At 68.2% G+C, this 7,142-nt stretch carries 5 protein-coding genes, 1 tRNA gene and 1 pseudogene; 4 read left to right on the top strand and 3 right to left on the bottom strand.

Features of this window, described 5'->3' with window-relative positions:
- Positions 1–1,335, bottom strand: coding sequence for a CdaR family transcriptional regulator (locus tag ASJ79_RS22795; protein WP_067960261.1), 1,335 nt, complete (start codon positions 1,333–1,335; stop codon positions 1–3).
- A gap of 115 nt (positions 1,336–1,450) precedes the next feature.
- Here ASJ79_RS22795 and ASJ79_RS34365 point away from each other — a divergent pair, with 115 nt between their 5' ends.
- From ASJ79_RS34365 to ASJ79_RS22810, 4 genes and pseudogenes are all read left to right on the top strand, one after another.
- Positions 1,451–2,425, top strand: coding sequence for a wax ester/triacylglycerol synthase domain-containing protein (locus tag ASJ79_RS34365; protein ID WP_231750983.1), 975 nt, complete (start codon positions 1,451–1,453; stop codon positions 2,423–2,425).
- 24 nt (positions 2,426–2,449) lie between these two features.
- A pseudogene (locus ASJ79_RS34370) lies at positions 2,450–2,971 on the top strand (WS/DGAT domain-containing protein); the annotation flags it as partial.
- The gene (locus ASJ79_RS22805) at positions 2,968–4,584 is read left to right on the top strand and encodes a long-chain fatty acid--CoA ligase (protein ID WP_197420337.1); all 1,617 of its coding nucleotides are present in this window, start codon (positions 2,968–2,970) and stop codon (positions 4,582–4,584) included. The pseudogene ASJ79_RS34370 and the gene ASJ79_RS22805, both read left to right, overlap by 4 nt.
- A gap of 13 nt (positions 4,585–4,597) precedes the next feature.
- Entirely contained in the window at positions 4,598–5,194 is a 597-nt protein-coding gene (locus ASJ79_RS22810) for a hypothetical protein (protein WP_067960264.1), read from the top strand.
- Positions 5,195–5,336: 142 nt separating this feature from the next.
- Here the strand turns inward: ASJ79_RS22810 and ASJ79_RS22815 are convergent.
- A tRNA-Met gene (locus ASJ79_RS22815) sits at positions 5,337–5,410 on the bottom strand.
- A 144-nt stretch (positions 5,411–5,554) separates the two neighbouring features.
- Entirely contained in the window at positions 5,555–6,943 is a 1,389-nt protein-coding gene (locus tag ASJ79_RS22820; RefSeq protein ID WP_067960268.1) for an FAD-binding oxidoreductase, read from the bottom strand.
- Between the last annotated feature and the right edge of the window lie 199 nt (positions 6,944–7,142).

Consider the following 7,142-nt stretch of genomic DNA (forward strand, 5'->3'; position numbering starts at 1 on the left):
TTATGCGGAGCGGTTCTCGCGCTTAGCCTGCACAACCTCGGTCCCGCCGCGGGTATCTGCATCAGGCGTCTCACCGACCAGTTCGGCCAGCGCCAGCGCCGCCCGCAGTTCGAGCGACCGTTTACCCAGGGGTCTGCCCAACAGCTCCTCCGCTTGGCGGATCCGGTACGCGACGGTGTTCTCGTGGATGTGCAATCGCTTCGCAGTTCGTCCGCGGCTGCAGTTCTCGTCGAGATAGGTGCGCAGCGTCGCCGCGAGGCGGCGGGTGGTTTCATCCGCCGACCCCAGGCGGCCCAATTCGCGTTGCACGAACACCCGCGACTGGTCAACGTCGACTGTGGCGATGGCGCCCAGGGAGATGGTGTTGTAGCGGGTGACACTACCCGCGGGGCGATTGGCCAGCCGGGCGATCCGTTGCGCCTCAAGGGCTTCGAGATGACTGGAGCGGAACCCCGCGATACCGCGCGCGGGTTCGCCCACCGCGACCCGGACACCGGGTGCGGTGGCGGAACGAAACCGTAACTCGTCCAGTACTTTTGACGGAACGACGCTGTTGGAGCTGATCCACGCAGCAACCGACAGAATGCCGAGGCTGTGCACAAGCGGCTTCTGATTGCCGATCATCGCGGCGACATCGCGGATGGCCGCTTCCAGGCTGGCCTGGGTGCTCCGCCCTTCCTCGTGGGAGTCCAGCCAGGCGATGGCGGCGACGTGCACCCGGCCGACCTCATGGCGCAACCGTCTGGTTGCCACCTCGGCGTCGATCGGCTCTCCGGCCAGGATGGTTCTGATGGTCTCGGCCTGGTTCGCCGCCGCGCTGCGCAGCCACCGGTCCCGCTCGGCGGTGTAGACCTCCTCGACCAGACACAGCGCCTCGTCGACAAAGGCGAACATCCACGCCGAACCCAACTCGGAGGCCAGGTTCAGATCCTGGGCGGTGCCCGCGTGGGTCTCCAGGATCGTGCTGAAGTGCTTCGACGTCGCGGCGTGTGCGAGGCGATAGCTGCGCATCAGCGTGGTCAGGGGTATGCCGTGGTGCGCACCGTCCCGGGCGTAGGCGAGGGTCGGCGCGGGAAGCCGTATCGCCTCCGCGGGGTCGGCCCCGGCCCGTAGGACCTCGGCGAAGTCGCAGATGCTGGCTTCGGTGCTCGCACGGTTGACCTCGCGGGCCTCCGCGGTGGCGAGCAGGTCGGGGAGCCGCTCACTGGTGTAGTCATTCACCGCCGCTGCGATCTCGCCGGCGCGCGCGGCCAGTTCGACGGCGGCGGGCCGCAGTACCGCCGACCACACACGCCGCTGGTCGTCGCTCTGCGCGCCCGCCCAGGCCGGCTCCATGCTCTGCACGGTATCGCCACCGCCCACCACCGGTGCGCGAATTGCACAACGACCAGACCCGACGTTGGCGCGCACAGACAAGAGAACACGGGCGTCGACGTCGGACGATCTACGCATGCGACAACTGACCAGCCTCGACGCACAGTTCCTGGCCATGGAGAACGACCGCGTCCAGGGACACGTCAGCGTGCTGGGGGTCTACGACTCCCACACCACCGCGGGCGAACCCCTGGATGCCGAGCGTGTCCGCCGGGTCATCACCGAACGCCTGCACCGGCTGCCGACCTTCCGCTGGAGGCTCGCGCAGGTGCCCTTCGATCTCGACTACCCCTACTGGGTCGACGACGGCACCTTCGACATCGAGTACCACGTCCGCGAGGTCGCCCTCCCCTCGCCCGGCACCCAGCGACAGCTCGCCGAACAGGTGGCCCGCATCATCGGCCAACAGCTCGACCGGGCGCGGCCACTCTGGGAGGTCTACGTCATCCACGGGCTCGAGGATGGCGGTGTCGCGGTCCTGACCAAGATGCACCACGCCGCGGTGGACGGAGTCTCCGGCGCCGAGGTCATGAGCATCCTGCTCGACGACACTACGGAGCGTCAGGCCGAATCGGCGCCGGAGATCGTCGCCGAGGACTTCCCGTCCGAATTGGAGATGCTCGGCCGCGGTCTGGTCGGGCTGATGAGTCAGCCGCTGCGAGTTCTGCGCGCGGGTCCCACGGCGTTACCGCATCTTGACGACGTCCCCACGATTCGCCACCTTCCCGGCGTGAAATCCGTCGCGCGCAGCAGCCGGTTGCTCAAGCGAACCCTGAAAGCCGGTCGGGCCGGCACAGCCTTGCGGGGCAGCGACATCACCGCGCCGCGCACCCGATTCCAGGCGCGCGTGTCCCCCCACCGACGAGTCGCCTTCGGCTCCATGTCGCTGGCCGAGGTCAAGTCGATCAAGAACACGTTCGGCTGCACCGTCAACGACGTCGTACTGGCGATCTGCACCGCGGGTCTGCGCACGTGGCTCGACGAGCGGGGCGAGCTGCCTGCCGAACCCCTCGCCGGCTTCATCCCGATGTCCGTGCGCACGCCCGAGTAGAAGGGGACGTTCGGCAATCGGGTTTCGGTGATGCTGACCCAGCTCCCGACCGACCTGGCTGATCCGGTGCAGCGCTTGCAGCGAATCAACGAGGCCATGGGCGAAGCCAAGGAGCGTCACCGCGCACTGCCGGCGTCGTTGCTACAGGACGCCAACCACTTCATTCCCCCTGCCCTGCTCGCGCAGGCGGCGCGGGCGACGTCGCGACTGGCGGGCCTGCGCGGACTCAATCAGCCGGCCAACGTCATGATCTCGAATGTCCCGGGGCCGGCGACACCGCTGTATCTCGGCGGTGCACAACAGCGCGCACAGTTTCCGGTCTCCGGAGTGCTGGACGGAATCGGCATCAACATCACCGTGATGAGCTATCAGGAATCGCTCGAGTTCGGAATCGTCGTCGACCGAGAGCTGGTCGATGACCCGTGGCCGCTGCTCGACGCCCTACGGGCCGGGATGGACGAACTGTGTGACGCCGCTCTGGCGGCGACGAAATCCGTGACCTCGATCCGCAGTAAGAGCCGGCGCCCACGAAAGGCCATGTCATGACCCCGAACATGCTCAGCAGCAACAGCATGGACGACTATCCACTCACGCTGACGAGCATCGTCGAGCGCGCCGAGAGGTTCCACACGGACAAGGAAGTCGTCTCGCGTCGCCCGTCGGGAGCGGTATCGCGCACCACGTATGGCGAATGCGCCGGCCGCGCAAAGCGTCTCGCGGGTGCGTTGAGCGCACTGGGCGTGCGCCAGGGGGACCCCGTGGCGACGCTGTTATGGAACCAGAGCGAGCACCTGGAGCTGTACTTCGCCGTTCCCGCCATGGGCGCGGTCGTCCACACGCTCAACCCGCGGTTGTTCCCCGACGAGCTGGCCTTCATCGTCGACGACGCCGGCGATGCCGTGATCGTCGTCGACGAGTCGCTGCTGGATGTGTTCGAAACCTTCTGTGGCGGACGGTATTTCTCCCACGTCATCGTGGTCACCCACGACGGGGAAGCGCCGGCCGGTACGCTGGGTTACGAGTCTCTGATCGCCGGGGCCGAGCCCGTCGCGTGGCCCGCGGTCGACGAACGTAGCGCGGCCGCGATGTGCTACACCTCGGGCACCACCGGGCGCCCCAAGGGTGTCGTCTACTCGCACCGAGCACTCGTCCTGCATTCCCTCGTCGCCGCCTTGCCGGACCAGCTGGCGGTATCGGCAAGGGACACCGTCCTTCCCGTCGTGCCGATGTTTCACGCCAACGCGTGGGGCCTGCCCTACGCCGCGGCAATGGCCGGCGCCCGTCTGGTGCTGCCGGGACCCCGTCTGGATCCGGAAAGCGTCCTCGAGTTGTGCGCCGACGAGCGGGTCACCATGACCGCAGGTGTGCCGACGGTGTGGATGGGGATGCTCGCCGCGCTCGATTCCGAACCAACCCGGTGGGACCTGTCGGAGCTGGACCGTCTCATCGTGGGTGGAGCCGCCGTGCCGCGGTCGATGCTTGAGGGGTTCGACCGCCACGGCCTCACCGTCGTGCAGGCCTGGGGTATGACCGAGACCGCTCCCCTGGGCTCGGTGTGCCGCCTGCCGGCGGCCCTCGACGAGGGCGGGCGCGACGAGCAGTACAGCTTCCGCACCCGGCAGGGCGTCGCCAGCCCGTTCTTCGACATCCGCGCTCGCGATGACAACGGCGAACTCATCGCCTGGGACGACGCGGCGATGGGTGAACTGGAGGTGCGCGGCCCGTGGGTGGCGGGCAGCTACCACGGCGGTCGCGGCGCCGACAGTTTCACCGCCGACGGCTGGTTCAAGACCGGTGATGTGGTGCGCATCGATTCGCACGGTTGCATCCGGATCTGCGACCGTTCAAAGGATTTGGTGAAGTCCGGCGGCGAATGGATCTCCTCGGTCGACCTGGAGAACCAGCTCATGTCGCATCCCGCGGTCGCGCAGGCCGCCGTGATCGCGGTGCCCGACGACCGGTGGGGTGAGCGACCACTCGCGGTCGTGTCCCTGCGCGACGGCGTCGGGGCCTCTGCTGAGGAACTCCGCGAGCACCTCGGCCAAGAGTTCGCCAAGTGGCAGTTGCCCGACCGCTTCGAGTTCGTCGAAGCGATTCCCTGCACGGCCACCGGCAAGTTCAAGAAATCCGAACTGCGAAACCTGTTCACGACAGCCTGAAAGGAACCCGAACATGAGCCGCTACGACATCACCCAGACCAACCGCGCCGTGGAGCGTTTGATCGAGACGACGGACAACCCGCGTCATCTCTACATGCTGCACGCCTACAACCGGCACCGTTACCTGGAGATGGCCGGCCGCTACGAGGAGATCTTCGCCCCGGACATGACGGTGGAAAACCCCGTCTACCACTTCAACATGCTCGGCAAGACCCTCACCGTGGAAGGCACCGAGGGCGTCAAGGGGCTCTACTCGCTCTGGGCGAGCACCGCGCAGTGCGTCTTCTACGCCGACGACGAAAAGCTGGCCATCAGCGACGACATGATCGTGTCGACGTCGTTCATCTATCAGCAGACCCCGGGCAGCATCCTGGCCGAAGAAGGCATGCCCGTCGACCCTGACGCCACCTATCTGGTGAAGACCGCCGAGCACATGATCTGGCCCTACCGCAACGGCCTGCTGGTCGGTGAAGACGTCTGGGAGTTCGACGAATCGGCGCGCGAGGTCATTCCGCTCGATCCGGCCGACGTGCTGACCGTCGAACAGTCAGCGAAGCTGCTCGATCCGTTGATCAAGCCGCTGCCGGAGCACAATCCGTTCCTCGCGTGACCTTCGGGAAGCCGAACACGAGTTCGGCGGCCCGAAACGGTTTCGCCCCGCTTCGCCTCAGTTACGAGGTGATGTTCGAGCATCCGTTCACACCCGAATGAGAACGGCCCCCGGAGTGTCCTCCGGGGGCCGTTCTACCTAGTAGCGGGGACAGGATTCGAACCTGCGACCTCTGGGTTATGAGCCCAGCGAGCTACCGAGCTGCTCCACCCCGCGATGGTGAACGCTAGGTTACCGGGGCGGCCGCTTCGGCTCCAAATCGCCTGATCAACGCCACTGTTGGCCGGCGCGAGCGTGCGCTTTCTCCGGCTTTTTCACGGCGTGGCGGCCGCAGACACGCACCTTCGCGGTTGGGGGGCGCTACCTGGGTGTGCGGATGACCTGGCCGGTGGCCAGCACGCCGGCGGGGTCGTAGCGGTCGGCCAGCGCGGCCAGCCAGTGCAGCGTGTCCTGGTCGTACACCCGCGACGGCCGTGCCGGATCGTAGGACGGCGCGAAGTTCGGCATCTGCCCACCAGTGGCCCACGGCGCGACGGCGCCCGCCACCGCGCGGGCGTGCTCGACCACCATCGCCGCGGTGTCCGGCGTCGGGGCGCCGATCACCGCCAGCGAGAACGCGGCGTCGCGATGGCAGAATGCGCTGCGGTGCTGCGGCCGGCGCGCCAGCGCTCCCCCGAGCAGCCGCAGTTCGACGATCGCCTGCGGTGACCCCGAACCCGGACCTGCCACCGCCAGCAGTGCGTCGACCGCCTCGGCCGGCAGCTCGGCGAGCAGCGCCTGGTCCTCGTTGATCGGCATCGGGTCCACCGGATCGGCGTGCACGGCCCCGATCGCCGCGTACGGCAGCACCCCGACGCTGTCCAGGATCGGCGTAGCGACCGCCCGCATCGGCGCCAGCAGCCGCTCGGCTTCGGCGAAATCACCGACGGCCGTGTACCGCACCGCCACCGTCATCCGGCCCGCCAGCGGTTCGGGCACCCCGGGCAGCGGCGGCAGCTGCTGCACCGCGATCGACGTGTTCACCGTCTCCGGCAGCCCGGCACACCAACCGCGCCACCCGTGCAGCACCGCGGCCGTGTCGGCTCCGTCGAAATAGACTGCGCCACCGTAGAACTCAGGGATGGGCAGCAGGTCCATCTCGACCGCGGTGACGATGCCCAGCGTGGCCTTGCCGCCGCGCAGCCCCCAGAACAGGTCGGCGTTCTCGTCGGGCGTGGCCCGCAGCAGCCGGCCCTCACCGGTCACCACGTCGAACGCCCGCACGTGATCCGACGACAACCCGGCCGTGCGCACCAGCGGACCGATCCCACCGCCGGTCAGATAACCCACCACACCGACCCCGGGCGCCGAACCGCACAGCGGCGCAAGGCCGTGCGGGGCGCCGACGTCGATGACGTCCTGCCAGCGCGCGCCCGCGCCCACCCGGACCGTGCGGTTGAGGACGTCCACCTCGCAGTGCTTCATCGCCGCGGTCAGCACCAGGATCGTGTCGGGTCCCACGCCGACGGCGCCGTGGCCGGTCGCCTGCACGGTGACGGTGAAACCGTGCGCCGCGGCGAACCGGACCGTGCCGGCGATGTCCTCCGCCGAGGTCGCCAGCACCACCGCGGCCGGGTTGACCGGGGCGGCCACATTCCACGGCATGCAGCGCTCGTAGCCCGGCTCACCGGGCAGCGCCACATGGGTGGCGACCTGGCCGCGCAGGCTGCGCAGCGCGTCGTCGCGCGTCAGATCGGTCGGAATGGTCATCGGGGTCCTTTCTCCCAAAGCCTCGCGTCGGGAAGGAGCATCGCCGAACACGCTTGGACGCGGCTTGGAAACGGGGTTTTAGGAACATTCAAGTAAGCGAGCTCACGCCGCGAACGCGCAGCTTCGGTAGCGAAACCGGGCTGCCGGCTACCGTGGGCGCACGTTTGCGAGCCGCAACTCAGGCCAGCCGGCGCGCGGC

Source organism: Mycobacterium sp. NAZ190054, from assembly GCF_001545925.1.
Classification (GTDB): domain Bacteria; phylum Actinomycetota; class Actinomycetes; order Mycobacteriales; family Mycobacteriaceae; genus Mycobacterium.

What these genes read in the sequence shown, in the direction of transcription:
- ASJ79_RS22810 (WP_067960264.1), top strand. Translation starts at nt 4,598, where the DNA reads ATGAGCCGCTACGACATCACCCAGACCAACCGCGCCGTGGAGCGTTTG.
- ASJ79_RS22805 (WP_197420337.1), top strand. Translation starts at nt 2,968, where the DNA reads ATGACCCCGAACATGCTCAGCAGCAACAGCATGGACGACTATCCACTC.
- ASJ79_RS34365 (WP_231750983.1), top strand. Translation starts at nt 1,451, where the DNA reads ATGCGACAACTGACCAGCCTCGACGCACAGTTCCTGGCCATGGAGAAC.
- ASJ79_RS22795 (WP_067960261.1), bottom strand. Translation starts at nt 1,335, where the DNA reads ATGGAGCCGGCCTGGGCGGGCGCGCAGAGCGACGACCAGCGGCGTGTG.
- ASJ79_RS22820 (WP_067960268.1), bottom strand. Translation starts at nt 6,943, where the DNA reads ATGACCATTCCGACCGATCTGACGCGCGACGACGCGCTGCGCAGCCTG.